General features: G+C 35.0%; 24 protein-coding genes and 1 tRNA gene. 9 read left to right on the top strand and 16 right to left on the bottom strand.

Annotated features, from left to right (window positions below):
- Positions 1 to 14: 14 nt before the first annotated feature.
- From pal to cutA, 9 genes are read right to left on the bottom strand one after another with little or no spacing between them, the layout of a single operon-like run.
- On the bottom strand, positions 15 to 644 hold the full coding sequence (gene pal, locus ACYQ1E_RS07475; protein WP_459877314.1) for a peptidoglycan-associated lipoprotein Pal: 630 nt from the start codon (positions 642 to 644) through the stop codon (positions 15 to 17).
- Between the two features lie 17 nt (positions 645 to 661).
- Complete coding sequence (locus ACYQ1E_RS07470) at positions 662 to 1,990, bottom strand: hypothetical protein (protein ID WP_459877311.1); 1,329 nt, start codon at positions 1,988 to 1,990, stop codon at positions 662 to 664.
- On the bottom strand, positions 1,987 to 2,727 hold the full coding sequence (tolA, locus tag ACYQ1E_RS07465) for a cell envelope integrity protein TolA (RefSeq protein WP_459877308.1): 741 nt from the start codon (positions 2,725 to 2,727) through the stop codon (positions 1,987 to 1,989). Before tolA ends, ACYQ1E_RS07470 begins: the two co-directional genes overlap by 4 nt.
- The gene (locus ACYQ1E_RS07460; protein WP_459877305.1) at positions 2,727 to 3,143 is read right to left on the bottom strand and encodes an ExbD/TolR family protein; all 417 of its coding nucleotides are present in this window, start codon (positions 3,141 to 3,143) and stop codon (positions 2,727 to 2,729) included. Before ACYQ1E_RS07460 ends, tolA begins: the two co-directional genes overlap by 1 nt.
- Positions 3,144 to 3,145: 2 nt before the next feature.
- A complete protein-coding gene (locus tag ACYQ1E_RS07455) occupies positions 3,146 to 3,859 on the bottom strand; it encodes a MotA/TolQ/ExbB proton channel family protein (RefSeq protein WP_459877302.1) in 714 nt (237 codons plus the stop codon).
- 20 nt (positions 3,860 to 3,879) lie between these two features.
- Positions 3,880 to 4,533, bottom strand: a complete 654-nt coding sequence (locus tag ACYQ1E_RS07450) for a histidinol phosphate phosphatase domain-containing protein (RefSeq protein WP_459877299.1) — start codon at positions 4,531 to 4,533, stop codon at positions 3,880 to 3,882.
- A 24-nt stretch (positions 4,534 to 4,557) separates the two neighbouring features.
- On the bottom strand, positions 4,558 to 5,052 hold the full coding sequence (locus tag ACYQ1E_RS07445) for a bifunctional nuclease family protein (RefSeq protein ID WP_459877296.1): 495 nt from the start codon (positions 5,050 to 5,052) through the stop codon (positions 4,558 to 4,560).
- Between the two features lies 1 nt (position 5,053).
- A complete protein-coding gene (miaB, locus tag ACYQ1E_RS07440) occupies positions 5,054 to 6,406 on the bottom strand; it encodes a tRNA (N6-isopentenyl adenosine(37)-C2)-methylthiotransferase MiaB (protein WP_459877293.1) in 1,353 nt (450 codons plus the stop codon).
- A 2-nt stretch (positions 6,407 to 6,408) separates the two neighbouring features.
- Positions 6,409 to 6,723 (bottom strand): divalent-cation tolerance protein CutA, encoded by a 315-nt coding sequence (cutA, locus tag ACYQ1E_RS07435; protein WP_459877290.1) that lies wholly within the window; start codon positions 6,721 to 6,723, stop codon positions 6,409 to 6,411.
- 95 nt (positions 6,724 to 6,818) lie between these two features.
- Here cutA and nth point away from each other — a divergent pair, with 95 nt between their 5' ends.
- Positions 6,819 to 7,466 (top strand): endonuclease III, encoded by a 648-nt coding sequence (gene nth / locus ACYQ1E_RS07430; protein ID WP_459877287.1) that lies wholly within the window; start codon positions 6,819 to 6,821, stop codon positions 7,464 to 7,466.
- Positions 7,467 to 7,484: 18 nt separating this feature from the next.
- Here the strand turns inward: nth and fusA are convergent, their stop codons facing one another.
- A complete protein-coding gene (fusA, locus tag ACYQ1E_RS07425) occupies positions 7,485 to 9,548 on the bottom strand; it encodes an elongation factor G (RefSeq protein WP_459877284.1) in 2,064 nt (687 codons plus the stop codon).
- 252 nt (positions 9,549 to 9,800) lie between these two features.
- Between fusA and selB the strand changes: the two genes are divergently transcribed.
- Positions 9,801 to 11,705, top strand: coding sequence for a selenocysteine-specific translation elongation factor (gene selB / locus ACYQ1E_RS07420; protein ID WP_459877281.1), 1,905 nt, complete (start codon positions 9,801 to 9,803; stop codon positions 11,703 to 11,705).
- Positions 11,706 to 11,710: 5 nt separating this feature from the next.
- Here selB and ACYQ1E_RS07415 read toward each other — a convergent pair.
- A tRNA-His gene (locus tag ACYQ1E_RS07415) sits at positions 11,711 to 11,783 on the bottom strand.
- Between the two features lie 49 nt (positions 11,784 to 11,832).
- Here ACYQ1E_RS07415 and murA point away from each other — a divergent pair.
- From murA to dxs, 7 genes are read left to right on the top strand one after another with little or no spacing between them, the layout of a single operon-like run.
- Positions 11,833 to 13,092, top strand: a complete 1,260-nt coding sequence (murA, locus tag ACYQ1E_RS07410) for a UDP-N-acetylglucosamine 1-carboxyvinyltransferase (protein ID WP_459877279.1) — start codon at positions 11,833 to 11,835, stop codon at positions 13,090 to 13,092.
- A gap of 17 nt (positions 13,093 to 13,109) precedes the next feature.
- Entirely contained in the window at positions 13,110 to 14,207 is a 1,098-nt protein-coding gene (ispG, locus tag ACYQ1E_RS07405) for a flavodoxin-dependent (E)-4-hydroxy-3-methylbut-2-enyl-diphosphate synthase (RefSeq protein ID WP_459877276.1), read from the top strand.
- Positions 14,194 to 15,951 carry a proline--tRNA ligase gene (locus tag ACYQ1E_RS07400; protein WP_459877273.1) on the top strand — a complete coding sequence of 586 codons (1,758 nt, stop codon included), beginning with the start codon at positions 14,194 to 14,196 and terminating at the stop codon, positions 15,949 to 15,951. Before ispG ends, ACYQ1E_RS07400 begins: the two co-directional genes overlap by 14 nt.
- A gap of 8 nt (positions 15,952 to 15,959) precedes the next feature.
- Positions 15,960 to 17,297, top strand: coding sequence for an exodeoxyribonuclease VII large subunit (gene xseA / locus ACYQ1E_RS07395; protein ID WP_459877270.1), 1,338 nt, complete (start codon positions 15,960 to 15,962; stop codon positions 17,295 to 17,297).
- Positions 17,298 to 17,333: 36 nt separating this feature from the next.
- Positions 17,334 to 17,555 (top strand): exodeoxyribonuclease VII small subunit, encoded by a 222-nt coding sequence (xseB, locus tag ACYQ1E_RS07390; RefSeq protein WP_459877267.1) that lies wholly within the window; start codon positions 17,334 to 17,336, stop codon positions 17,553 to 17,555.
- On the top strand, positions 17,548 to 18,441 hold the full coding sequence (locus tag ACYQ1E_RS07385; protein ID WP_459877264.1) for a polyprenyl synthetase family protein: 894 nt from the start codon (positions 17,548 to 17,550) through the stop codon (positions 18,439 to 18,441). The genes xseB and ACYQ1E_RS07385 overlap by 8 nt, the downstream gene beginning before the upstream one ends.
- 9 nt (positions 18,442 to 18,450) lie before the next feature.
- Positions 18,451 to 20,322: a 1-deoxy-D-xylulose-5-phosphate synthase gene (gene dxs / locus ACYQ1E_RS07380; RefSeq protein WP_459877261.1), complete on the top strand. Its 1,872-nt coding sequence runs from the start codon at positions 18,451 to 18,453 to the stop codon at positions 20,320 to 20,322.
- 25 nt (positions 20,323 to 20,347) lie between these two features.
- On the opposite strand, the gene ilvD is transcribed toward dxs, so the two are convergent.
- The 5 genes from ilvD to ACYQ1E_RS07355 are packed head-to-tail and all read right to left on the bottom strand — an operon-like array spanning position 20,348 to position 25,496.
- Positions 20,348 to 22,012, bottom strand: a complete 1,665-nt coding sequence (gene ilvD / locus ACYQ1E_RS07375; RefSeq protein ID WP_459877258.1) for a dihydroxy-acid dehydratase — start codon at positions 22,010 to 22,012, stop codon at positions 20,348 to 20,350.
- A 2-nt stretch (positions 22,013 to 22,014) separates the two neighbouring features.
- A complete protein-coding gene (locus tag ACYQ1E_RS07370) occupies positions 22,015 to 22,848 on the bottom strand; it encodes an FtsX-like permease family protein (protein WP_459877256.1) in 834 nt (277 codons plus the stop codon).
- A 41-nt stretch (positions 22,849 to 22,889) separates the two neighbouring features.
- A complete protein-coding gene (locus ACYQ1E_RS07365; RefSeq protein ID WP_459877253.1) occupies positions 22,890 to 23,597 on the bottom strand; it encodes a cell division ATP-binding protein FtsE in 708 nt (235 codons plus the stop codon).
- Positions 23,546 to 24,571 carry a bifunctional heptose 7-phosphate kinase/heptose 1-phosphate adenyltransferase gene (locus ACYQ1E_RS07360; protein ID WP_459877250.1) on the bottom strand — a complete coding sequence of 342 codons (1,026 nt, stop codon included), beginning with the start codon at positions 24,569 to 24,571 and terminating at the stop codon, positions 23,546 to 23,548. Before ACYQ1E_RS07360 ends, ACYQ1E_RS07365 begins: the two co-directional genes overlap by 52 nt.
- Positions 24,537 to 25,496, bottom strand: a complete 960-nt coding sequence (locus ACYQ1E_RS07355) for a ParB/RepB/Spo0J family partition protein (RefSeq protein WP_459877247.1) — start codon at positions 25,494 to 25,496, stop codon at positions 24,537 to 24,539. Before ACYQ1E_RS07355 ends, ACYQ1E_RS07360 begins: the two co-directional genes overlap by 35 nt.
- Between the last annotated feature and the right edge of the window lie 338 nt (positions 25,497 to 25,834).

The raw sequence follows: 25,834 nt of genomic DNA, 5'->3' as shown, positions 1-25,834 counted from the left end.
AAAACCCCCTTTTGCTAATTTACTATCTTAAATTCATCCCTTCTATTTTTTGCCCATGCTTCTTCGTTGTGACGAGGATCAAGAGGACGCTCTTCTCCATAACTAACAATACTCAGACGATCTGCCTCAATGCCAAGCATTATGAGATATTCATAAGCAGCGCGAGCCCGTCTTTCTCCAAGTGCAAGATTGTATTCCTCTGTTCCCCGTTCGTCACAATGGCCTTCAATGACTAATTTTATTGAAGGATATTTTAAAAGTACCTCTGCCTTTTTTTTCAATATCTCTTTTGCATCGTCATTTAATTCATAAGAATCAAAGGCAAAATGAATCCTTTTTTTGATTTCCTTTTTAGCAACTTCAGGTAATACAGGTAATACAAATTTATTTGATTCTTTGTTTAGATTCTCTGAGCTAATTTCTTCTGATTTCACAGCATATTCATTTACATTACCAGTTTCCTCTGATTCAGTTTTTATATTACTGGTTGCATTTTTTGTCAAATCCTCCTGTGTTAAAGCAGAAGGTTGATTCTCTTTAACTGTTGGTTGTGCATAATTGTTTATTTTTTTCTTTGCACAACCCACCAGTAAAAATCCTACAAACAAAACTGTTAATACCTGTAAAAATAATTTTTTACACATGCATGTCCTCCTTTAGTTTAAAAATATGTTTTACTCCATGCTACAGATGTAGCTTCCCCATCCCCTGTATTTACTAGCATTGGTTTGGTGCCATCTTTGGTTGTGATATAAATCTTATATATTCCAGATCTATTTGATGTAAATGCTATAAAATAATTATCAGGGCCAAATACTGGATGTTCATCATTTCCAGGACCATTAGTAATTATCTTTTCTTCAAATGTTTTTAAATTTGCAAGTACAATTCTATGTCCTTTTTCTGTTAAGGTGGAATAGACAATATATTTTCCATTGCTACTAATGCATGGATTTGTATTATATTTACCAATATAGCTCACTCTGACGGTCTTTTTATTTTTGAAATCATATAAAAAAATATTTGGATTGCCGTATATACTAGACACATAAGCCATCCTGTCTCCCCTTTTATCAAAACTTGGGGAAATATCAATAGCCCATGAACTAATCAATGCTTTTTTTATCTTAAATTTCTCATCTAGCAAATAAATATCTGGATTTCCTTTCATATCTGAACTTACAACGATCTCACCCTTGGGCGTAAAATTAGGTGATATAATAGTGTTTCCCGGGATAAATATATTTTTAATATGGCCCTCTGACCATAGGAGTAATTTGTGTTGGTTATTAGATAAATAGGTGAAGACCAATTTCTTACCATCCCATGACCAGGCTGGAGACAAAACAATATTCTTTAAAAAGGTAACCTGTTTTGGAAGATATCCCTGAGGTGTTGATATAAATAAATTTTTTGACCCGTCTTTAAGCCTTTTCACAAAGGCGATTTTTGATTGAAAAAAGCCAGATTTACCAGTCAATTTCTTCATAAAACCTGCACAGAATTTGTTAGCTGCAAGATAAGTATGAACTACTTTATTTATGATGTATCCTCTGCCTAAATAAAGAGATGGGGTATAAACATCAAATGTTCTAACCTCAATTTTTATATTTTGTTTTTCTATTATTTTCCATCCAATTGTAATTAGAAAATCTATTTTATTTAGTGCAAATTTTTTAAAATCAATATCCCTTAATGTAACACCATTTATTTTTTTACCACCAACTAGTTCATCTGGATTTATTAAATTTAAAAAAGGCAAATAGGATAGATTATTCAAAAATATATGATAAAATTTATTAACTAGTTCTTTAGTTGAATTATCATAATCTTCTTTTGGCTCTAAAAAAATTGGAGGGATTACAGTTATATTTAATTGAGGTTGTCCTGGTTCCAAGATATTTAAATGTAATATATTTTTTTTAGAAAAACCTATATTATAATGGAGAAAAAAAACAAAAAGGAGTGTAATTATATATATTTTTTTCATTTTTCACCTTTCCCACCAAAAGTAATAGAAATAATAATTTTTTTATTTTTACCTAGAATGGTCCTAGGAGGTGGATCTAATTTTTTGGTCTCTTTTATAGCCCTTACTACTGAGTTGTCAAAAATTTTATTTCCCGAAGATTTGTTAAATTTAATGTCTAAAATATTTCCTTTTCTATCGAGTACTATTAACACCTCAGCTGATAAATTTGGTTGTTTTACTGGATACCTCCAATTTGCCTTTATCCTAATTTCTGCCAATGCTTTATATTTTTCAATTGTGTCTTCTATATCTCCCCTTATTATATCTCCCTGGGTCTCTGTATGTCTGGATATTTTCTTAACTTCTTTTTCTACTATTTTTTTTTCTAATTCTTGTTTTTTTAATGAAGCCAATACATCCTTAAAAGCACTTTTTACAACCTTTTCTTTTTGTTCTGCTATATTTATTTTGACTGGTTTCTTTTTTATCCTTTTGTTTGTTTTTTTTGGAATTTTAATAACCTTTTTTTTGGATGCACTATGCACTGTTTTTCTTTTAATTATTATTGCTTTTTTTGGAATGGAATGTGATTTTTTTACAATTTTATTTTTTTGTGGCTGTAATCTAATAATAGTTACTTTATAAGTGTGTTTTCTATCTAAATTAATTTTAACATTGTTTTTTGTTAGAAATATAGAAATATAAACAATAAATAGATGCAATATAATTGAACATAATAAACTTAAAAATCGCATTATTTACTTTTTTTAATTTCTGGTTCTGCGATTATACCTAGTTTTTCTATACCTGCATCTTTTATATATCCCATAACTTTTACTATAAAACCGTAAGGAATATTTTTATCCGCCTTTAAAAATACCATTTGATTTTTATTTGTCACAATTCTTTTTAAATAATCAGTTAATTTATCAATTTTAAGTTTGTATTTATCTATATATATATTTCTATTTTTATCTATAGATATAACAATTTTATCATTGGTTCTTTTTAAAGTACGTACACTTTTTGTCTCTGGTACATCAACTTTGATACCTTTAACTAATAGTGGAGCAGTTATCATAAATATTATCAATAATACTAGCATTACATCCACAAAAGGAGTAACATTTATATCAGCGATGTATTTTTTATTTTGAAATTTTGGGATCATTTTTATTCATTTTTATTTATAACAACAGATGAGAAAATGGTAAGTTCCCTTTTGGCCATATTTATAAATAAATTTTTATAGGTTATAAACAGGTTTTCAATTCCTGTTAATTGGGAGATAAAGGTGTTGTATGCTATTGAAGCAGGGATAGCAACAGCAAGACCAATTGCTGTTGCTATTAAGGCTTCAGCAATTCCTGGTGCAACTGTTGCTAGGCCTGCGCTTTTTTGAAGACCAATAGAGTGAAAAGAGTGCATAATCCCCCATACAGTTCCAAATAATCCTATAAAAGGAGCTGAGTTAGTACAGGTGGCTAGAAATGAAAGAGAAGAAGAATATTCCATCAAATTTTCAGAAATAAGGTTGTTTATTGTATTTTCTATAGATTGAGATGCTATCTCAGGTTTTTTTAGATTATTAATTTTTGATTTTTCAATTTGCTTAATTTCATTTAAGCATGTTATAGAAATTTTAAAAAGTGTTGAGTTGTGTCTAATTCTCAAACTCTTCAATGCCATTGAAAGATCTTTTGATTCTTTAAGAAGCCTGATATCTCTTTCAAGTTCTTTTTTTACCTTGTAAAAAGAAATTGCCTTATAGAAAATAATAGTCCAGCTAATAATGGACATTGCAGCAAGGATTCCCAATATTATTTTTACCACTAATGTTGCATTTAGAATTAGATAAAATATTCCGCCTGCGGATTCTATTCCCATGTTAAACCCTCAAATGATTTTCATCTTTTTAAAATGTTATTTAAGAGTAATTTTGAATTGTTCTCTACCTCTATATAATCTTCATATGTAAGTCCAGCACCCATGGCAATTAATTTTCTTTTTTCAACAAAAATTAGGTCCTCTGGAGAATGGGCATCATTATTTATAATGAGCTTTGCACCATATTTTTTTGAAAGTTTTGCCACGTGTCCGTTAGTCAGAGAATGACCTGATCTTGTTGTAATCTCTAAATAGACACCTAACTCAGCGGCAAGCTTTACTTCTTCCTCTGTTATTAATCCAGGATGGGCAAGGATATCACATCGTCCTTGAATTGCTGCCAGATTAGTGCCCTTTTCAACTGGCTCAACAATGGTCTCCCCATGTACTACTACTAGCTGCGCTCCAAGATTTCTGGCTTTTTTTATTAAATCTGAAATTAAGGGCGGGGGCACATGAGTTATTTCAACACCAACAATTACATCCATTGAAGAGACCATACAAAGGTCTTTTATTCCATTTTGTAAGTTTTTTAATATGTGTTCAATGTTTGTGTGGTCTACGTGATCTGTAATAGCTACAGCCTTATATCCTGCAGTTTTTGCCCTTTGGATTAGTTCTGCTGGGATTAGCTCCCCATCGCTGAAAACTGTATGAGTGTGTAAATCAATCATAAAATTACTTATCTCACTGTTTTTTTACATCTTATATTTGATTTCATCATCACCAAGTCGCTCCAATAGTTCAGTCCATTTTTCTGCTTCTTCGTCTTTTAAAACCACTTCATGGCCTTTTTCCATATGTTTTTGTAAATCTTCAAGAAGGGTTTCATTGGCAAATATTTTTGCATTGCATCTAATAGCAAGGGCTATTGCATCTGATGGCCTTGAGTCAATTACATATACAGTATCATCTTGTTCTATATGTATTTCTGCGTAATAAGTACCTTCTTTTAATGTCACAATACACACCTTTGTAATTTTTGCACCCAATGTATTAAGGACATTAATCATTAAATCGTGGGTTAAAGGACGGGCCATGTGTATTTTGTGTAAACTAATTGAAATAGACATAGCTTCCATTGCCCCAATCCATATTGGTAATACCTTTTTTTCTTCAAGATCTTTTAGTATTAAAATAGGCACCTGTGACTGTTCATCCAGTGCAAGTCCGAATATTTTCATCTCTACCATATTATCTTCTCACCTCCCCAAATAATGAATGTTTTTTTATTTCTGTTATTTTTATGTTTACAATTGAGCCTACTGAAATAGTAGGAACAATTTCCTTATTCACTAAAAAATTTACTATCCTACCACCAGGCTCTCGCCCCTTAAATGAAACAGTTGTTTCATCTCTTTGTTTAGAACTCATTCCTTCCACGAGTACTTCTACTGTTTGATTATAAAGTTTATTCATGGACTTTAAAGTAAGTTCATCCTGGATATTTTGGAACACCTTGAGTCTTTTGGATTTGACCTCCTCAGGAACCTTTGGTTCCATCTTTTCTGCCCTGGTCCCTGGTCTGTCAGAATATTTAAAAGAAAAACTGCTGTCAAATTCAACTCTTTTGACCACGTCCAGGGTTTCTCTAAAATCTTCTTCCTTTTCACCAGGAAACCCTACTATCAGGTCTGTGGTTATAACTATATCTTCCCTCACCTTTCTGAGTTTATCAATTATCTTAAGATAATCTTCTTTTAAATATTTACGGCCCATAAGTTTTAATATCCTGTTTGATCCAGCCTGCAGAGGAAGATGAATAGCAGGACAAAGATTATCCAACTCCCCAAAAAGTTTGATCAATTTATCAGAGATATCCTTTGGATGAGATGTTGTAAACCTGATTCTTTTTAATCCTGGTATTTTTGATACTTTTATAAGTAGGTCTTCAAAGCTTACACCATCTCCATATTTATCCTTACCATAGCTATTCACATTTTGTCCAAGAAGCATTATTTCTTTTACTCCAGCATCCACCAATCTTCTACATTCTTCAAGAACTTTTTCACTGTGTCTGGATTTTTGCCGTCCTCTGGTATAAGGGACAATACAATAGGCACAAAAGTTATCACAACCCTGCATTATATTAACATATGCTATCGGGTGATTACTTAATAACTTCTCATTAATAATTATATCCCTTTCTGGATAAAAGTCTTTAAAATCCAACAAGCTTATTTTAAGGGAAGGTGTTGAGATGAGTCTATTGATACTCTGAGGTACATAAGGAATTCCATCTGTGCCAAATATGAGTCTGACAAATGGAAATTTTTTCCAGATTTTTTCGCCAAGTTGTTGGGCAACACAACCACCCACCCCTACTATTAGTTCTGGATTTTTTTTAAAATATGGGTATATCCTGCCAAGAAAACTATAGAGTTTTTCTTCAGGTTTTTTTCTTACACTGCATGTATTTACCAAAATTATATCTGCCTCTTCTTCTTGATAGGTCATATCAAATCCCTTTGATACAAGGGATGATGAAATCCACAAGGAGTCAGCAACATTCATCTGACAGCCAAATGTGCGGATGAAAAATTTCATCTCTATTTGGTCTCCTCACAGATCCATTTTAAAAACTCTTTATATCCACCTGTAATTGGAATTTCTATGATACATGGACATTCATATGAATGGAGTTCTTTTATCTTCGCAATAATTTCTTTTGTTAGGTTTTTTTTGGTTTTTAGTATCATTGGGGTTTCTTTTGCACTGTCAATTTTTTGTTCCCACCAGAAAAAGGACCCAATTTCTGGGAATATATTTGCACAGGCAATTAATCTTTCCTCTAAAAGCTTTTTGGCTATTTTTTTTGCCTCATCTTTGTCTTTGCAGGTGACATAAAATAATTTTGTTTCCATAGAAGAGTCCCCCTTTTTGTTGTGGTTTAATTGGATCTATATTAATTTGCAAGCAAATAATAAGTATGGGTAAGCATAATTTCAAGGGGTAAGTAATGGAGCTTAAAGATCGGGCAAATAGGGTTTTAGAAATTTTAAAAAAAAGATACCCAGATCCAAAGACAAAATTGGTCTGGAAAAGTCCATGGGAACTTCTTGTGGCCACAATTTTAGCTGCTCAATGTACGGATGAAAGAGTAAATAAAGTAACTCCTGTGTTTTTTAAAAAATGGCCAGATTTAAAATCCTTATCACAGGCAAGTTGGCAAGAGGTGGAGGAGGTAGTGCGTTCAACTGGATTTTTTAGAAACAAGGCAAAGAATTTAATCGAAGCTGCAAAAAAGATCTTAAATGAATATAATGGGGAAGTTCCATCTGAGATGGACAAGCTTTTAACACTTCCAGGAGTTGCTAGAAAGACAGCAAACATAATTTTATCCAATTGTTTTTCAAAAAATGAAGGAATTGCCGTTGATACCCATGTAAAACGTTTATCTTTTAGATTGGGTTTTACTGAATCTAAAAATCCTGCAATTATTGAGAGGGATTTAATGGAGATTTTCCCAAGAAAAGATTGGCATCTTGTAAATCACCTCCTTGTATGGTTTGGAAGGGATGTGTGTAAGGCAAGATCTCCTAAATGTAATGAGTGCGAAATAGAAAAATTGTGTGAGAAAAAAGGATTAAAAAAGGAAGGGAGGTAAAGCTACCTCCCTTTTTGTTTATTCTTGTTTTTGTGCCTTAACTTCTTCAAGTACTTTTTCTTGGATATTTGGTGGACATTCTTCATAATGGTCAAATTCCATAACAAAGGTTCCCTGACCACCTGTCATAGACCTCAAATCAGGTGCATATTTTAGTACCTCGGCCATTGGGACCTGTGCCTGGATTTCAGCGATTCCCTCCTGGGATTCATATCCAAGTACTTTACCCCTCCTACTGGATAAATCCCCAATTACATCTCCCATAAACTCTTCAGGTACAGTAATTACCATTTTCATTATTGGTTCCAAAAGTACTAGGCCTGCTTTTTCTGCTGCTTCTTTAAAGGCCATTGAGCCTGCAATTTTAAATGCCAGCTCTGATGAATCTACGCTGTGGTAGGAGCCATCATAGAGCTCTACTTTAAAGTCAACTACAGGATATCCAGCAAGGACTCCTTTTTTTGCTGCTTCCTGGATTCCCTGATCCACTGCTGGAATAAATTGTTTTGGTATAACTCCACCCACTATCTGGTTTTCAAATTCATAGCCAGCACCCCTGGGCAAGGGAGATATCCTGATCCAGCAGTCTCCAAATTGACCGCGGCCACCAGTCTGTTTTTTATATCTACCGTGTGCTTCAGCCTTACCCTTGATTGTCTCTTTATATGGAATTTTAGGTTCTTTTAATTTGACTCCAACCTTACTTCTCCTTTTAACCTTTTCTATAGCCATCTCAATGTGCAATTGTCCCATTCCAGAGAGTAAAATTTCCTTTGTTTCTTCACTGTGCTGCACTTTTAAACTTGTATCTTCTTCAAGGAGCTTTTGAACAGCTACCATCATTTTGTCTTCATCACCCTTACTTTCTCCACTAATTGCATATGATAAGACTTGAGGTGGCAATTTAGGTTTGTCTAGAATAAATGGATTTTTTTCATCACAAATGGTATCGCCTGTTTGTGTGCTCTTTAATTTTGCTACAGCTACAATACCACCTGGTCCGACTTCTTCTTTACATGGGTCCATTTTTTTACCAATCACATACTGGAGCTGTCCCAATTTTTCTTTGGAATTTTTTTCTGGATTGTATACCTGCATGTCAGAAGAGAGTTTGCCAGATAATACCCTTATCATTGAGAGTAAACCGCCAAAGGGAGTTGTAATAGTCTTAAATACAAATGCAGCCAGAGGTTCTTCTTCTGATGATTTGCGTATTGACCCATCAACTCCCTTCCAGGGTTTTCTCTCAAGTGGAGATGGCAGCAGGTCTTGAATCATGTTTAAAATGAGTTCTGCGCCTTTATTTTGAAGGGCAGATACTGCACACACAGGCACTATCTCTCCACTCAATACCCCTTTTCTCAGACCACTTATTATATCATCAGTGCCAAGTTCTCCCTCTTCTAGGTATTTTTCCATTAGTTCTTCATCACTTTCTGCAATATTTTCAATAGAATATTCATAGAGCTCATCAATTTTGTCTGTTAGATCTGCAGGTATATCACCTGTTTCGATTTTGCCATTATCTTTAAAAAAATAGGCCTTTTTCTCTAATACATCTACTACTCCCTTAAAATCTGCTTCAGCACCAATGGGATAATATTTTACCATTGGTTTTGCCTTGAGAACATCCTGGATACCCTTTAAGGCCTTTTCAAAATCAGCACGTTCTCTATCCATTTTGTTTATAACAATAATTGTTGGAAGCTCAAATTCCTTTGCTTCATTCCACAGTTTTTTGTCCTGGGGTTTAACTCCATCAGTTGCATCTAAGACGTACAAAATACCATCAGCTGCAACTATCTGGTATGGAAGTTCTCCCTGAAAGTTTGAATCACCAGGGGTGTCGATTAAAAAATGTCTATTTTTTTTCCATGTGTACACACCAAATGCAGGTTGGATTGATCCACCTTTTTTGATTTCCTCTGGCTCATAATCCAGTACAGTATTTCCATTTGGGATGGTCCCCAGCCTTGTGGTTACTCCAACATTAAAAAATATCATTTCTGCTAAGGATGTTTTGCCTGTTCCAGTACTACCGAGCAAAGCAAAGGTACGTTGTTTTTCTAGTATGTCCCGCATATCAACTCCCTTTAAAAATATTATTTTTGTTTTAAAAAATTTAAGGGCAGGCCATATTTTCCTCTAAAAGAGGTCTTTTCTTTATATGGGCGGGAGCGAAAAATTGTCAAGACAACATCCCAAAAAAATTATTAGTTAAATAAGGAATTTTTAAGAAATTTAAAATCCTTTACAAATTTTAATTTTTTTAATAGCAATTTCTTTAATTTTTAAAATTTTCAATCTCTAAGAGATCTTAATTGGAGAATAGATATGTCAATAGTTATGGGTACTGCTGGCCATATAGATCATGGAAAAACTACTTTAATAAAGGCCTTAACAGGAATTGATTGTGATAGGTTAAAGGACGAAAAAAAGAGGGGAATTACTATTGAGCTTGGTTTTGCATATCTTGACCTGCCAAATGGAACAAGGCTCTCAATAGTTGATGTGCCTGGACATGAGAGGTTTGTGAAAAATATGGTGGCAGGTGCCACTGGTATAGATTTTGTCCTGTTAGTAGTAGCAGCAGACGAAGGTATTATGCCCCAGACAAGGGAGCATATTGAAATTTGTTCCTTGCTTGGAATAAATAAGGGAGTGGTGGCACTCACCAAGATAGATATGGTGGATGAAGAATTAAGGGAATTGGCAATAGAAGATGTTTCAGACTATTTGTCTAATACTTTTTTAAAACACGCAAAAATTGTCCCTGTATCTGCCCACACTGGGGAAGGACTAAAGGAGCTCACAGAGGCTATCTGGGAAATAGTTGACAAGGTTAAACAAAGAAGTACTTCAGATATTTTTGTATTACCTGTGGACAGGGTCTTTACCTTAAAGGGACATGGCACAATTGTAACAGGCACCCTGGTATCAGGAAAGATTTCAGTTGGAGAAGATGTCTTTATCTATCCAGATAAAAAGTTTTCAAAAGTGAGGAATATCCAGGTGCATGGAGAACCTGTTAAAGAGGTGTTAGCTGGCAGAAGGACAGCTATAAATCTGGCGCAGATCGAAGTTGAAGAGATTGAAAGGGGTAATATAATTGCACGGCCTGATACCCTGTTTCCTTCAAACACCTTTGATGTGGAAATTACCTGTCTATCTTCCTCACCAAGACCTATTTTGCACAGAAAAGAAGTGCATTTTCACCATGGAACTACTGAGATTATGGCAAGGATATATTTACTTGATAGGGATAAGCTTCAGCCTGGAGACACAGGATATGCACAGATCCGGTTCCCAGGACCTATGGTAGGACTTTATGGTGACAAGTTTGTTGTAAGGTCCTTTTCCCCATTAAGAACTATTGGAGGAGGAACAATAATAAATCCTATTGGCCAGAAGATAAAGAGATTTTCTCAGCAGGTAGTTGTGTTAAAAAAACTCATAAAAGCAGACACAAAGGAAAAAATTATCCTCCACTTAGAACAAATAGGGGTCAGGGGATACAGCTTAAAGGAGCTTCATGTATTGACTAATGTATCATTAAAAGAACTCCAAAGGGAGTTAGAAAAATTGCAATCAAGACAGGAAATTTTTTGTTTTGATAAGGAAGAGAAAATCTATATAGGGAGAGTTTGGATCTTAAAATTGCAGGATAGTTTGGTTAATTACATAAAAGAGTTTCATGCAAAAAATCCAATTGAGCCAGGAATTTCAAAAGGACAAATAATTTCCGACTGGGGAAAAGATTTAAATCAAAAGCTAGTGCACTTTGTGCTTGAATATTCTTTTAAACAGGGTCTTATTGAACCTGATGGAGAGCTAATAAAGATTAAAGGTTACACAGTTTCCCTCAAACAAGATCAAGAAAAGATAAAGAAGCAGATTTTAGAAATTTTTAAAAAGAGCAAGTACAAACCTCCTACTGTAAAAAATTTGATTGAACAATTGGGCTCAGAAAAAAAAGTTGTAGATCCAATTTTAAAACTACTTACTGATAAAGGTGACTTAGTTAAGATAAAGGAAGATATCTTTTATCTAAAAGATATTATAGAAGAAATTAAAACCAAAGTGCTTAAATTTTTTGAACAAAATCAAGAGATGAAGCCTCAAGATTTTAAAGAATTAACTGGGCTCAGCAGAAAATACTCAATCCCCTTGTTGGAATATTTTGATAAGCAAAAATTGACAATGAGAATTGGTGATGTGAGAAAGCTTCGGAAAAGATAAAAAAGGGTGGGTGACAGGACTTGAACCTGCGACCACTTGGGCCACAACCAAGTGCTCTACCACCTGAGCTACACCCACCACGTCTGAAAAGACTTATATAAAAAAATAAAAAAGAGGTCAAGTAAAAATGGATAGATTGGTTATAGAAGGTGGACACAAATTGTCAGGAAGTGTAAAAATAAGTGGGTCGAAAAATGCCTCCCTTCCTATTTTATTTGCAACCCTACTTTTATCAGATAGTGTAAAACTGACTAATATTCCCAATTTAAGGGACATAGAAACAACAGTTAAGTTATTACAAATTTTAGGTTGTGAAGTTGTCCACCACAAAGAAAAGGGAATAATTAATGTAAATCCTTTTAATATTTATAATGATGAAGCCCCTTATGAACTTGTTAGGACCATGAGGGCATCGATTTTGTGTTTAGGTCCTCTTTTGGCAAGGACAAAAAGGGCAAGAGTAGCCCTGCCTGGTGGATGTGCCATTGGTGTTAGACCAGTAGATATGCATCTTCGAGGACTTGAGAAAATGGGTGTGGAAATAAATGTGGATCAAGGATATATTGATGCTAAGTGCGATCGGTTAAAAGGTGCTTACATTAACTTTGATTTTCCAACTGTAGGTGGAACTGAGAATTTGCTCATGGCCGCAACATTGGCAAAGGGTGAGACTATTTTAGAAAATGCAGCAAGGGAGCCTGAAATCGTAGATCTGGCAAATTTTTTAATCAAGTGTGGGGCAAAAATTAAAGGGCATGGTACCCATGTAATCAGAATTCAAGGCGTTGAGGAGCTGAGAGGATGTGAATATCAAGTGATTTCAGATAGAATCGAGGCTGGTACATACCTTGTTGCTGGAGCAATAACCAGGAGTTCAATTGAAGTCAAAAATGCACCTATTTTTGCCATGGATGCTATTGTATCAAAATTACAGGAAATGGGAGTTGAGGTTTATATTGAAAATAGCAGTTTGTTTGTTGATGCAAAGGATCCAATCAATTGTATTGACATAATAACCCAGCCTTATCCAGGTTTTCCAACAGATATGCAGGCCCAGTTTATGGCTCTTATGTGTACTGCCAATGGCTCCGGTATGATCAAAGAGACTATTTTTGAGAACAGGTTTATGCAGGCCTTAGAACTTATGAGACTTGGAGCTTATATAAAAATTGCAGGTGATACTGCAATTATCAGGGGAGGAAAAGAGCTAAAAGGCGCACCTGTTATGGCATCTGACCTTAGGGCAAGCGCTGCCCTTGTGCTGGCTGGCCTTGCTGCTAAAGGCAAAACCATTGTTAGAAGGATATATCATCTTGATAGAGGATATGAGCAAATGGAGAAAAAACTTCAAAAATTAGGCGCAAGAATCTGGCGGGAAAAAGAATAATTTCACGAGGAAAGTGTATGGACTTTATTAAGAGAAAAAAGACAAAAAAAATATATGTAGGTGATGTGGATATTGGTGGGTTGGCACCAATCAGGGTCCAATCCATGACCAACACCAGGACCCAGGATTATGAAACTACAATTGAACAAATAAAAAGGTTAGAAGAGATTGGATGTGAAATTATAAGGGTCAGTGTAAATGACATTGAGGCAGCAAAAGCTATAAAAAAAATAAAGGAAAATATAAAAATACCCTTGATAGCGGATGTGCATTTTGATTACAAACTTGCAGTTCTTGGTGTGGAGAATGGAGCTGACGGAGTCAGAATAAATCCTGGTAATATTGGCGATAGCAAAAGAGTGACCATTATAGTCGATGCTTGTAAAGCAAATAATGCGGTTTTACGAATAGGTGTAAATAGTGGTTCTTTAGAAAAGGAATTGAAAAAAAAATATAAGCATCCCACCCCAGAAGCCCTGGTAGAAAGTGGTCTTCGTTGGGTTAGAAAAATTGAGAAGAGAAATTTTTTTAATATGAAAATTTCCTTAAAGTCTTCTTGTGTTAGGGATTCTTATATGAGTTATTTGTTGTTCTCTGAAAAATGTGATTATCCTTTACATGTGGGCATTACTGAGGCAGGCTCAGGTATTAGAGGCGCAATAAAAAGTGGAGTTGGAATTGGACTTATTTTGGCAAGGGGTATAGGCGATACAATAAGGGTCTCTCTCACTGGGGATCCTCTCCAAGAAGTAATAGCTGGCTACGAAATATTAAGGAGTTTAGGCCTCAGGAAAAGAGGAGTGGAAATAATATCCTGTCCCACCTGTGGAAGGACAGAGATAGATGTAAATGGTCTGGTTAATAAACTTGAGCCCTGGCTCTCAAAGGTTGATTTGCCTATTAAGGTGGCAATTATGGGTTGCGTTGTAAATGGTCCAGGTGAGGCCAGGGAGGCTGATATTGGGATAGCAGGTGGCAAAGATGTAGGAGTGATTTTTAAGGAAGGTAAAGTTATTAAAAAAGTTTATCATTTAAACAATTTAATTAGTGAATTCAAAGAGGAATTAAAAAAATATATTCAAGAGAGAAAAGGAGTTCCTTATGAAGTTCAGTAAATACTACTGTCCAACATTAAAAGAGGATCCTCAGGATGCAGAAGTTATTAGCCATAAACTTCTTATAAGGGCGGGTATGATCAGAAAATTGACTTCTGGTGTTTACACTTTTCTACCTATGGGACTTAGGGTTCTTAGAAAGATAAGTGACATTGTGAGAGAAGAGATGGATAAAGCAGGTTGTCTGGAAATTATGATGCCTGTTGTGCAACCCGCTGAGCTCTGGCAGGAAAGTAAAAGATGGGATTATTATGGAAAAGAACTACTTAGATTTAAAGATAGACATGAGAGGGATTTTTGTTTAGGACCAACCCATGAAGAAGTAGTCACTGATATAGTCAGACACGAAGTTAGGTCTTATAGACAACTCCCTCTAAACTTGTATCAGATTCACACTAAATTCAGGGATGAGATCAGGCCCAGGTTTGGCCTTATGAGGTGTAGGGAATTTATTATGAAAGATGGCTATTCTTTTGATAGAGATGATAGAGGTGCTGAGGAAAGTTATAAAAAAATGTACAATGCATATTCTAAAATTTTTGAGAGGATGGGACTAAGATTTAGAGCAGTTGAGGCAGATACAGGCCAAATTGGTGGTAGCCTTTCCCACGAATTTATGGTTTTGGCAGAAACTGGTGAAGATACAATAGTTGTATGCCAAAAGTGTGATTTTGCATCTAACATTGAAAAGGCAAAGGTTGTATTAAAAGAAAAATCAAATGATAGAAAAACACAAGAAAATTCATTAAAACTGGAAAAGATATACACTCCAGATAAACACACTGTTGAGGAGGTAGCTAATTTTTTAAATGTGTCAAAAAATGATATTGTAAAGACTTTAATTTATATAATTAACAACGAACCAGTTGCATTTGTAATTCCAGGAGATAGAGATTTAAACGAGGCTAAAGTGAAGTCTTTCTTAAAAGTCCCAGAGATTCGTATGGCAAGTCCAGAGGAGGTGTATAATATTTCAGGTTGTGAAGTAGGATATGCTGGCCCTATTGGATTAAAAGTTAAAAAAATCTATGTAGATGCATTGCTTGAAGGAAAAAAAGGCCTTATTTGTGGGGCCAATGAAAAGGATTATCACTTAAAAAATTTAGATATTAATGAACACATAAAGGATGCAGTTTTTCTGGATCTTGTAAATGTCAAACAAAGTGACCCCTGTCCTGTGTGTGGTGGAGAATTAAAATTTCTTAAAGGAATAGAGGTTGGGCATGTATTTAAATTGGGCACAAAATATTCAGAAGCAATGAATGCTACTTATATTGACGCTGATGGCAAAGAAAAATATATGGTTATGGGATGTTATGGAATTGGTGTCAGCAGGATTATTGCTGCAGCAATTGAGCAAAATTATGATAAAAATGGGATAATTTTTCCCCCTTCAATAGCTCCCTTTGAGGTCTGTATTGCGAGTCTTGATGTAAAGGATGATAGGGTAATGAAGGTGTCAAAAGACCTATATGATACCCTGATTAAATTAAATATTGATGTTATATGGGATGAGAGGGATCTGCGGCCTGGTTTTAAATTCAAGGATGCAGATCTAATTGGTTTTCCGATTCATATTTATGTTGGAAAAAAGGGTCTAGCTAATGGCTATATTGAAGTTAAGGACAGAAAAGATGGAAAGGTATATCAAATATCACATGATAAATTTATAACACAATTTAAAGAAATTAGAAATAGAATCTGGGAGAGTTGGGGAATACCTTTAAACATAAAGGCTGGTTAATTGAATTTATGAAATTTGGAAAAAAAATTTATACTGTATCAGAACTCACTTTGAGTATTAGAACTGTTTTAGAAGAAGAGTTTCCCTTAATCTGGGTTAAAGGAGAGGTTTCAAATTTATCAAAACCTTCTTCTGGGCACATATATTTTTCTCTAAAGGATTCACTTGCTATAATATCTGCAGTTTGGTTTAAGTCCAATCAGAATATAGGTCAAAATTTAAGTCCAGAGTCTTTAAAAAATGGTTCTCAAGTCCTTTGCGCTGGACGAATTAGTGTTTATCCTCAAAGGGGCACTTATCAATTGATAGTTGAATTTATTGAAGAAGTGGGAATAGGGGATCTCTATGTTGAGCTGGAAATGCTAAAGCAAAAGTTGGGAAAAAAAGGCTATTTTGATGAATCAAGAAAAAGACACATATCTAAAAATCCACAGAGAGTAGGAGTGATTACTGCGCCTAATGGAGCAGCAATCCAGGATTTTTTGAGGGTAGCCAGAGAGATGGGAATGCCTTTTAGGGTGAGGATTTATCCATCTACTGTTCAGGGAGAAAATGCACCTGCAGAAATTGCCAAAATGATAGAGATTGCAAATTCAGAAAAATGGGCAGAAGTTTTGGTGTTGATCAGAGGAGGCGGTAGTTTTGAAGATATTCATGTATTTAATTCAGAAACAGTAGCAGATGCAATTTTTAAATCAAGTATTCCTGTTGTTACAGGTATAGGTCATGAAATTGACTATACTATAGCTGATATGGTTGCAGATTATAGATGTGCAACACCAACATATGTGGCTGGCTTTTTGTGGGAACCAATAGAAAATTATATTCAGATGTTAGATTCTTTAGTGCTTTCCCTTTTTCAAAATATTAATAGACATCTAAATTTCAGGCTTAATAGGGTTTCAGGATATCTGGAAAAGTTAAATGCATATTCTCCAAAAAGGATAATGAAAAATTTAGAACATTCTCTTTTTAAGGTCACAAACGACATTGTCTCCTCAATGAGCGGGATAATTCATCGCAAGGAGAGGGAACTAATACATTTAATTTTTACTTTAAATATTAGATTTAAAGATATTGTGGAAAGAACAAACAGGAATTTAAAGGACCATACAAAGATATTGATTTTTAATGCATCAAAAAAATTGGATAAATTAGAGAGGGATATTGATTTGCTAACAAATAAGGTCTATTTGGCAGATCCCACGAGGCCTCTTTATAAAGGCTATAGTATGGTTAAGAGATTAGATGGAAAAGTTGTTATAAGTTTCAAGGAGCTTTTGGTTGGGGAGCAAGTAAATATTCTGTTTAAAGATGGAGAACGTCTGGCTCAAATCATTGAATGATTTAACTAAAAAATAAATTATGGACGGTAATTAAAAATGGAGAGCTTTAATTTTGAAGACGCCATGGCCAGGTTAAAGGATATAGTAAATCTCTTAGAAAAGGAAGATATATCTTTGGACAAAGCAATGGAACTTTATAAGGAGGGGTGTGAACTTGCAAAAAATCTTCAAGAATATATTGATAATGCTAAACAGGTGGTAGAGATATATTCAAAGGAACTTTTACAAGAAAATACGAATGGTGATGTAGATGAATGAAAGGGATTTAAAAAATACATTAAAAGTTTATAAGACAGAAGTAGATAAATTTTTAAAAAGATATTTTAAGTCTCTTCATGGAGTTCCTTCCACATTAAAGGAGTCTATGGAATACAGTGTGATGGCAGGAGGAAAGAGGATCAGGCCAATTTTGTGTATGGTGTGTTATGAACTTTTTACAGGGTCAATATCAGAGATACTCCCATTTGCCAGTGCTTTAGAATTAATCCATACATATTCACTAATACACGATGACCTACCAGCTATGGATAATGACGATTTTAGAAGGGGTAAGCCCACAAATCACAAATTATTTGGTGAAGCTATAGCTATTTTAGCAGGGGATGGTTTGCTCACAGATTCCATAAGATTGATGCTGATGTGTGATGTATCCAAAGAATTGCTTATTAAGGCCATGAATGAAATAATTGGTGCAGTTGGTTCTCAGGGGATGGTAGGTGGACAGGTGATAGATATTGAGCTTACTGGAAAAGAGAGTTGCACTTTAGATGAATTAAGACAAATGCATATGCTCAAAACCGGTAGGTTTATAGAGAGCGCCTGTGTATGCGGTGCAATTTTAGGAGATGCTTCTAAGAGTGAAATTTTAAAAATAAGGGAATATGGTAAAATGATCGGATTGGCCTTCCAGATTGCCGATGATATTCTGGATATAGAAGGGGATGAAAAGATTATTGGCAAGCCAATTCACAGTGATTTAGACAAAGGCAAATGTACTTATCCTCTATTACTTGGAATAGAGGAGAGTAAAAGGTTAGGATGGGAATGTGTTAAAAAGGCAATATCATTTATATCAGAATTTAATTCGCCTAAAGTGGAATTTTTAAAAGACTTAGCCAGGTATATTATGATACGAACCAGATAGGGTAGTCAGATGAGTAAAAATATTTTGGACAAGATAAAAACTCCAGAACAAATTAGAGATTTAAGTATAGAGGAGTTAAAGAAATTAGCTGAGGAGATCAGAGGTGAAATAATAAAAACAGTTATAAAAAGAGGAGGACATTTGGCTTCATCTTTAGGGGCTGTTGAACTGACACTTGCCCTTTATAAAGTTTTTAATTTTAAAAAGGACAAATTAATATGGGATGTGGGACATCAGGTTTATGCACACAAGATAATTACAAGGGGAAAGGAAAAATTTAAGACATTAAGACAATTAGGAGGTATCAGTGGATTTCCTAAGAGAGATGAGTCTCCCTATGATTTTTTTGGTACAGGACACTCCTCTACATCCATTTCTGCAGCCCTTGGATTTGCTATTGCCAGGGATTTAAAGGGGGATAGTTATAAGGTGATTGCTGTGATTGGTGATGGGTCTATGACCGCTGGCATGGCATATGAAGCACTCAATCATGCAGGTGATTTGGAGAAGGATCTAATCGTAATTTTAAATGACAATGAGATGTCTATTTCTAAAAATGTAGGCGCACTTTCTGCTTTTTTAAGCAGGAAACTTGCTGATAAGAGATTTGTGAAGTTCAAACAGGATTTAAAGAGGTGGCTTAAACAAATACCAAAATTTGGCGACGAAATATTGAACTATGCCCGTAAAAGCGAAGAATCTTTAAAAAATTTATTTACTCCAGGAATACTTTTTGAGGCATTTAGATTTTATTATATAGGGCCTGTTGATGGGCATGATATAGAAAAAATGGTGAAAGTATTAAGTGAGATCAAAGAATTAGATAGGCCTGTGTTATTCCATGTGCTAACTAAAAAGGGGAAGGGATATCCGCCTGCAGAAAAGGACCCAACTTCATTTCATGGAATTGGTAAGTTAACAGAGAGGAAAGAAAACAAAGCGCAGCCACCTACCTATAGTAAAGTATTTGGAAAGACATTGTGTGATTTAGCTGCTAAAGATAAACGAATTGTTGCAATCACAGCTGCAATGCCTGAAGGAACTGGCCTGGATGAATTCAGGGAAAGGTTTTCGGATAGATTTTTTGATGTGGGGATTTGTGAACAACATGCAGTAACATTTGCTGCTGGTCTGGCTACTGAGGGATTTAGGCCTGTGGTAGCAATCTATTCTACTTTTTTGCAACGGAGTTTTGATCAAATTATTCATGATGTATGCCTTCAAAATTTGCCAGTTATATTTTGTATAGATAGGGCTGGTCTTGTTGGAGAGGATGGACCAACTCACCATGGAAGTTTTGATTTGTCCTATTTAAGAATTATCCCCAATATGACCATTATGGCTCCAAAGGATGAAAGGGAATTTCAAAATATGTTATATACAGCTTTGTTGATGGATTTACCAGTGGCTATTAGATATCCCAGGGGGAGGGGAAAAGGTATTACATTATCACATTCCTATGAAAAGATTTTAGCGCCTTCTGGGGAGATTGTAAAACCTGGAGATGACATCCTGATTATATCCGTGGGTAGTATGGTAGATCCTAGCTTGGATGCTGCAAAGATCGCTGAGAGGGAGGGTGTGAGCGTTTGTGTGTATAATGCTAGGTTTATAAAGCCCTTGCCTGAGGAGCTTTTTAATATAGTGAAGAATTTTAGTAAAATAATAGTTGTAGAGGAAAATTCGGTTATAGGGGGATTTTCATCTGCTATATTAGAGTGTTTAAATGATAGGGATCTGCTTTCTGGTAGAAAAGTAATTCGACTTGGAATTCCAGATAGATTTATTGAGCATGGCCCTCAATCTGAACTTCGCTTTATGTTAGGACTAGACAGTGAAGGAATTTACAAAAAGATTATGGAATTGATAGGGAAAGAATAAAAAAGGCGCCGCTAGGGCGCCTATTTTATTCAAATACTGCTCCCTTTGAGGCAGAGCTAGCAAGTTTTGCGTACCTTTTAAGCAATTTTGATTTGATTTTGGGTTCTTTAATCTTGATACAAGACTTTCTCTTTTCCAGTTCTGTTGAGTCAACTAGGAGTTCTAACCGCCTTTTTGGAATATCAATTAAAATTTTATCTCCATCTTTGACATATGCGATTGGGCCCCCTTCCTGGGCCTCTGGGGACACATGCCCTATGGCAGCTCCCCTTGTGCCACCACTAAACCTTCCATCTGTTATAAGTGCAACATCTTTATCAAGTCCCATACCAGCAATTGCTGAGGTAGGAGTTAACATCTCTCTCATCCCTGGTCCGCCCTTTGGTCCTTCATAACGAATAATTACTACATCCCCTTTCTGGATTTTGCCTCCTAAGATTGCTGCTACTGCCTCTTCTTCTGAGTCAAATACTTTTGCAATTCCAGTTCTTTGCATCATTTCAGGAGCAACTGCAGATTGTTTAACCACGCATCCATCAGGGGCAAGATTTCCCCGTAAAATGGCTATTCCACCTGTTGGTGAATAGGGTGAGTCTATTGATTTAATAACATTATGGTCTAATACCCTGGCATTTAATTCAGATATGTTTTCCCCAATACTCTTTCCAGTGACTGTAAGGCAATCTTTATTTATCAAACCTTTTTTGTCTAATTCACTCATTACTCCATAAATGCCACCTGCAAAATTGAGATCCTCTATATGATGTGGGCCAGCTGGTGATAATTTGCACAGGTTAGGAGTAATTTTACTTATTTCATCAAAGATTTCCAGGTCTATATTAATTTCTGCTTCTTTGAAGATGGCTGGTAAATGCAATACTGTATTTGTAGAACAACCAAGGGCCATGTCAACGGCTATTGCATTTTTCACGCTTTCCAATGTCACTATATCTCTTGGTCTAATATTTTTTTCAACTAGTTCCATTATTTTTATTCCTGCGTATTTTGCTAGTCTTATTCTTTCTGCAAAAACAGCAGGGATTGTGCCATTACCTGGTAAGGCCAATCCAATGGCCTCAGATAGGCAATTCATAGAGTTTGCTGTAAACATGCCAGAACAACTGCCGCACCCTGGACATGCCTTGAACTCTAATTCTTCCAATTCCTCCTGTGTTATTTCTCCTTTTTGCACCTTGCCAACACCTTCAAATACAGTAATTAAATCTATGGGTTTGTCTTTTACACGCCCGGCCAGCATTGGTCCACCACTGATTATTAAACTTGGAATGTTTAGTCTTAACATGGCCATTAACATGCCAGGCACGATCTTGTCGCAGTTAGTCACACATACAAGTCCATCAAAAGGGTGGGCAGTTGCTGTGATTTCAATTGAATCAGCAATTAGTTCCCTGCTTGGAAGGCTCATTTTCATGCCTTCATGATTCATGGCTATGCCGTCACACACGCCTATTGTTGGAAATTCCAGGGGCACACCTCCTGCCATTCTTATCCCGGCCTTAACTGCCTTGGTTATTTGATTTAAATGGACGTGGCCTGGAATCAATTCATTGGCAGAATTAACCACGCCAATTATAGGTCTTTCTATTTCCTCTTTTATAAGACCTGTAGCATACATAAGACTCCGATGGGGCGCCTTTTCCAAACCTTTTTTCATTTTGTCACTTCTCATAATCAATCTCCTTTTCTAAAATAAGGGTTCACAGCCAAAAAAGACCCTAGAAATGAAATTAAAACTATACCCAATGTGATCAACACACAATAAGAAATTGGTAACATTTCTATTTTTAACCATAGAGGAGGTGTGTTAAGGAGAATATTAAGATATAATACCAATATTTTGGTGAGGAGAATACCTAAGAGTGAGGCTAGTAGTCCGGTAATTATACCTTTTAATGTGAAAGGGACAATTATGAACACATTAGAGGCCCCCATTAATTGTAGGATTGACAATTCTTTGGCCCTGCTCAATTTAAGGATATAAAAGTAGGAGTAGGTTAGTGATCCACATGTAAATAAAAGCAATATTAGTGTAGCAACTAAAAAATATATATAATTTGTTTTTACTGTATTTATTATATCTATACTTGAAGTATTGATAATTACTTTTTTAATACCAGGTTGTTTTTTGAGTAAGTTTTCTATTTCGATTAATTTTTTTCTATCTTCCTTAGTTGAAATAATTGCTGTGTATGGTAGTATTTGGTCTAGTTTTGTGGATGAGTCATAGGATAACTCTTGTTGGCCATTGGTTAGAATAAAAAAAGCATCTTGAGGTGAATAAATTTTTATTTTCTGGATATTATAATTTTTCTTTAGATTATAAAGTGTAGATTTGATTTTTCCATTATAATCTTTATTCCAAGTAATTATGATGACATTACTTTCATTGATTTTTTTAAGAAATCTTAATCCATTGTAGTGAGCCACAAGTATTATCGATAACAATAGTGTGGTGATTGTTAAAAGAGTTATTAGAAAGAAATGTTGCAATTTTTTATGTTTCATAAGAATGATGAATTGTTCTAAGAGGCATAGAGTATAGGACATTACTGGTTCTCCAGGATTGTAGAGTTACGAATAGTTAAGTGTATTGGATTTGAGACAAGATTTTGGAGTTCATAAGAGTGTGTGGCGAGGATGATGGTAGTTCCATATTTGTTAAAATGAGATAATATTTTCATAATTTTTCTTGCCATTTTTTTATCTAAGTTTCCTGTGGGCTCATCTGCAAGTATAACGCTAGGACTGGTTGATATAGCACGGGCAATAGCGATTCGCTGTTTTTCACCTCCAGATAATGAAGCAGGAGATGACTTTTTTAAATGCTCTAATTCTAAGACCTTTAGCAATACTTTAAGTCTTTTTTGTCTATTTTTTTTGCTAATGCCCATACTCCTCATGGGAATTTCTATATTTTCTTCTATAGAATAATCATCCAAAATTTTTATGTCCTGGTATATCATCTGGACTCTTCTTCTAAGGAGATGGACACAGGGCTTTTTTTTGGCACCAAAGGTGAAATTATCAATCTGCACAATTCCAGCTGTGGGCCTTAATTCTCCGTGTAAGATCTTTAAAAATGTTGTTTTACCCGAACCAGTATCTCCTGTAAGAAAGACAAATGCACCTTTTGGAATTTTCAGGTTTACTTTCTCAAGAATTTTTTTTGTTCCAAAGAAATGGTAAAGATTTGTTATGTCAATTATGTTGTTTTGTCCTCCTTCCATAGCTTTATTTGTAGATATTTTTCCCACTTATTTGAATTATCAAAGATTTCCTGCCATACAGGATAAGATGTACCCATCTTTCCCACTACAATGCCTGCACATATGTTGGCAAATATACATGATTCAATAAGGGACATTTTTTTTGAGAGTCCCAGGGCAAGGGCAGATAATACAGTATCTCCCGCACCAGTTACATCATAGACCTTTCTTGTCAGGGCTGGCAGGTGTAAAACTAGTTTACCTTTGTTCTCAAATAAAACCATACCCTGCTCACCTAAGGTAATTAGTAAATTAGTAGTCTCAGTTTTTTCGATAATAATTTCTCCTGCTTTCAGCAAGCTTTCTTTTGTATCTATATGGATTCCGCTAAGGTCTTCTGCTTCTTTTTTATTTGGAGTCATAATAAATGGTTTGCGGTAATTTTTAAAATTTCTTTCTTTTGGGTCAATGAGAACTAAAGCAGATGATGAACACAACATATCAATTAAGGATTTACCTATTGCACCTTTTCCATAGTCTGAAATTATAATGATTTTAAATTCTGGTAAGAATTTTTGGACGATTTTAGTGAGGTCATAAGAGAAGTCATGATGGATCTGTTCTTTATCAATCCTGAGTAACTGCTGACTTTTTGCTATAATTCTTGTTTTTGTGGTTGTAAAGTAGTCCTTTTTTTTTAACAGGGTATTTGGAATCTTATTTTTATTAAGTAGTTTTAGCAAAACATCTCCATTTAGGTCATCGCCAATTACACCTATCAAATATGTAGTTCCTTTAAGTTTGGTTATATTATTGGCAACGTTAGCAGCGCCTCCAAGTTTAAATTCTTCTGACTTAATATTCACAATAGGTACTGGAGCTTCTGGTGAAATTCTCTCTACTTTGCCATACTGATAGTGGTCTAACATCACATCACCGACTATGAGAATTGGTTCACAATCTCTTTTGTGTAAGGTATTTAGGAGCTCAACTATTGAGGTGGTTGTCATCAATTGTTTCATGTGAAACATTCTCCTCAAAATTAACAGATTCAGCAATATTTAAGTGTTTTAAAATAGATATTAGTTCCTCTTTGGAAGAATATTTGATGGTGACACTGCCTGAGGTGAGTGTTCCTCTCATTGTTGCTTTTAGTCCCAATTTACTGTTAATAACTTTTGTAATTTCTTTTAAGATGCTATCTTTTACTAAGGTCCTTTTAGGGCTATCTAGTTTGCAATATTTTGGTAATGACCCATTTTTTTTCCAGTAATTAGCAATTTTTTCTACATCCCTGACACTGGCGTTCTTTTTTAAGATATATTCATATACTTTGATTCTGTCTTCCTTTGAGCTAATGCCCAAAAGTGCCCGACCATGGCCAGCAGAAATTTTTCCTTCAAAAATCCCCTGTAATATCTCTTCCTCCAATTGAAGTAATCTCATTGTATTGGCAACATGGGATCTGCTTTTTCCAACCCGTTTTGCCAGCTCTTCCTGTGTTAAATTCAAAAGAGAACGTATTTTATCCAATGCACGAGCCTCTTCAATAACATTTAGGTCCTCCCTTTGTAAATTCTCAACAAGAGATACAACCATACATTCTTCATCACTCAATGTGCAGACTATTGCTGGAATCTCCCTTACCCCAGCTCTTTTGCAGGCAAGATATCTCCTTTCGCCAGCAATTATTTCATATTTTTCTTCATTACTTTTTTTTCTAACCAATATTGGTTGCAACAATCCCTGGCTCTTTATAGACTGAGCGAGTTCCTCTATTGCCTCTTCAGAGAAAATACTCCTTGGCTGAAATGGACTGGGTTCTAAATCATCTATATATATGTACCTTAATTTGTTGGGCTCATCACTTAAAGAATTATTGTTTATTTGTATTTTGTCTCTAAAAAGCGCATCAAGTCCCTTACCAAGACCTTTTGGGGATGCCATTATTATCTCCTATTTTTCAAATTAATCAAGAATTTGGATATTTTCCTAAACATAATCGCTGAGTATCTTTTATATGTATATGTCAGAAAAATCAAACAAAAATGTGTTTTTGGACGCAACTTAACACTATGCACTCCTGACCTTGAGTTATAATTAATTGGGATAATTCCACTATCCACAAGTCAAAAAAAGTAAGATAGTACCTGGCAACGAATAAAAATATTCATCTTTTTTCTGCCTATCCATTCTCCTGTATAGAATTCAGTAGAATTTTTTTTGAGATGCATAAAATCGAAAATCTATGGATTTTAGTTATTGGAGGTCTAAAGGAATTGGTA

The sequence above is a fragment of the Desulfothermus naphthae genome (assembly GCF_054657475.1).
This window is presented reverse-complemented; position numbering and strand designations above follow the sequence as displayed.

Bases quoted from the DNA above. Each gene is read 5' to 3' on its own strand.
- ACYQ1E_RS07370 (WP_459877256.1), bottom strand. From the start codon at position 22,848: ATGAAACATAAAAAATTGCAACATTTCTTTCTAATAACTCTTTTAACA.
- xseB (WP_459877267.1), top strand. From the start codon at position 17,334: ATGGAGAGCTTTAATTTTGAAGACGCCATGGCCAGGTTAAAGGATATA.
- ACYQ1E_RS07360 (WP_459877250.1), bottom strand. From the start codon at position 24,571: ATGAAACAATTGATGACAACCACCTCAATAGTTGAGCTCCTAAATACC.
- ACYQ1E_RS07445 (WP_459877296.1), bottom strand. From the start codon at position 5,052: ATGGTAGAGATGAAAATATTCGGACTTGCACTGGATGAACAGTCACAG.
- ACYQ1E_RS07385 (WP_459877264.1), top strand. From the start codon at position 17,548: ATGAATGAAAGGGATTTAAAAAATACATTAAAAGTTTATAAGACAGAA.
- ispG (WP_459877276.1), top strand. From the start codon at position 13,110: ATGGACTTTATTAAGAGAAAAAAGACAAAAAAAATATATGTAGGTGAT.
- ACYQ1E_RS07455 (WP_459877302.1), bottom strand. From the start codon at position 3,859: ATGGGAATAGAATCCGCAGGCGGAATATTTTATCTAATTCTAAATGCA.
- xseA (WP_459877270.1), top strand. From the start codon at position 15,960: ATGAAATTTGGAAAAAAAATTTATACTGTATCAGAACTCACTTTGAGT.
- nth (WP_459877287.1), top strand. From the start codon at position 6,819: ATGGAGCTTAAAGATCGGGCAAATAGGGTTTTAGAAATTTTAAAAAAA.
- ACYQ1E_RS07470 (WP_459877311.1), bottom strand. From the start codon at position 1,990: ATGAAAAAAATATATATAATTACACTCCTTTTTGTTTTTTTTCTCCAT.
- selB (WP_459877281.1), top strand. From the start codon at position 9,801: ATGTCAATAGTTATGGGTACTGCTGGCCATATAGATCATGGAAAAACT.
- miaB (WP_459877293.1), bottom strand. From the start codon at position 6,406: ATGAAATTTTTCATCCGCACATTTGGCTGTCAGATGAATGTTGCTGAC.
- pal (WP_459877314.1), bottom strand. From the start codon at position 644: ATGTGTAAAAAATTATTTTTACAGGTATTAACAGTTTTGTTTGTAGGA.
- tolA (WP_459877308.1), bottom strand. From the start codon at position 2,727: ATGCGATTTTTAAGTTTATTATGTTCAATTATATTGCATCTATTTATT.
- ACYQ1E_RS07355 (WP_459877247.1), bottom strand. From the start codon at position 25,496: ATGGCATCCCCAAAAGGTCTTGGTAAGGGACTTGATGCGCTTTTTAGA.
- murA (WP_459877279.1), top strand. From the start codon at position 11,833: ATGGATAGATTGGTTATAGAAGGTGGACACAAATTGTCAGGAAGTGTA.
- ACYQ1E_RS07400 (WP_459877273.1), top strand. From the start codon at position 14,194: ATGAAGTTCAGTAAATACTACTGTCCAACATTAAAAGAGGATCCTCAG.
- ACYQ1E_RS07450 (WP_459877299.1), bottom strand. From the start codon at position 4,533: ATGATTGATTTACACACTCATACAGTTTTCAGCGATGGGGAGCTAATC.
- dxs (WP_459877261.1), top strand. From the start codon at position 18,451: ATGAGTAAAAATATTTTGGACAAGATAAAAACTCCAGAACAAATTAGA.
- ilvD (WP_459877258.1), bottom strand. From the start codon at position 22,012: ATGAGAAGTGACAAAATGAAAAAAGGTTTGGAAAAGGCGCCCCATCGG.
- fusA (WP_459877284.1), bottom strand. From the start codon at position 9,548: ATGCGGGACATACTAGAAAAACAACGTACCTTTGCTTTGCTCGGTAGT.
- ACYQ1E_RS07460 (WP_459877305.1), bottom strand. From the start codon at position 3,143: ATGATCCCAAAATTTCAAAATAAAAAATACATCGCTGATATAAATGTT.
- cutA (WP_459877290.1), bottom strand. From the start codon at position 6,723: ATGGAAACAAAATTATTTTATGTCACCTGCAAAGACAAAGATGAGGCA.